This is a genomic window from Pseudomonas sp. LFS044, assembly GCF_047978245.1.
GTDB lineage: Bacteria > Pseudomonadota > Gammaproteobacteria > Pseudomonadales > Pseudomonadaceae > Aquipseudomonas.
On the sequence record NZ_JBFPFX010000061.1, the window covers coordinates 1 to 1,081 of the forward strand.

The following is a 1,081-nucleotide window of genomic DNA, read 5'->3' on the forward strand; positions in this document are numbered from 1 at the left end:
GTCCTTGTAGACGTCATCGGCCGGCGCAGCGACGGTGACTTGACCGACAGTTTGGCCGGCGGCGATAGCGATGGTCGCGCCGTTGCTCAGGGTCACAGTCATTGCCGTGCCCGCTGGGTTGCTCAGGGTCGCGGTGTAGACGATCTGCCCGCCTTCAGCGACATCGCCGGTGGCACTCAGCACCAGGTTGGTGGTGGCCTGGGTGTCAGGACCGTCGGTCACGGTAGTAGTCGGATTACCTGCAGTTTCGAGCTGCTCGTAATTGCCGCCTTCGACCTTGGTAATGCTGTTGGTCAGCGGAGCATTGGTGTTGTAGACGTTGTTTGGCGCAACGAAGTCGACCGAGCCGGACGACTCGCCCACGCCGATGGTGATGCTCTGGCCGTTGGCCAGGGTGACCACCAGCGGGCTACCGGTGACCGGGGCGCTAACGGAAGCGGTGTAAGTGACCACGCCGCCTTCGATGACTGAGGCATTGGCGGTCAACGTGACCGTGCTGGTATCGATGGTATCGCTGACGTTAGTCACGGCTTCGGCCGGGTTGACCGCCAGATTCTCGAAGTCACCGCCGGTGGTGCCAGTGATGGTGGCTTTGACTTGACCGGCGTCTTTGTAGACGTCATCGGCCGGCGCCGCGACCGTCACTTGGCCAGTCGTTTGACCGGCGGCGATGTTGATGGTCGCTCCGTTGCTCAGGGTCACAGTCATTGCCGTGCCGGCCGGGTTGCTCAGGGTCGCGGTGTAGACGATCTGCCCGCCTTCAGCGACATCGCCGGTGGCACTCAGCACCAGGTCCGTGGTGGCTTGGGTCGCTGGGCTGTCGGTGACCGTGGTGGTCGGCGTGCCTGCAGTTTCGAGCTGCTCGTAGTTACCACCTTCGACCTTGGTGATGCTGTTGGTCAGCGGAGCGTTGGTGTTGTAGACGTTGTTCGGCGCGGTGAAGTTGACCGAACCGGACGACTCGCCGACACCGATGGTGATGCTCTGGCCATTAGCCAGGGTTACCACCAGCGGGCTGCCGGTGACCGGGGCGCTGACGGAAGCGGTGTAAGTGACCACGCCGCCTTCGATGACCGAGGCA

General features: G+C 63.1%; 1 protein-coding gene. It reads right to left on the reverse strand.

The genetic code is table 11. The features are described 5' to 3' along the window. The coding region (locus tag ACNQPL_RS26595; RefSeq protein ID WP_416468382.1) for an immunoglobulin-like domain-containing protein at positions 1-1,081 on the reverse strand (1,081 nt) is incomplete at both ends.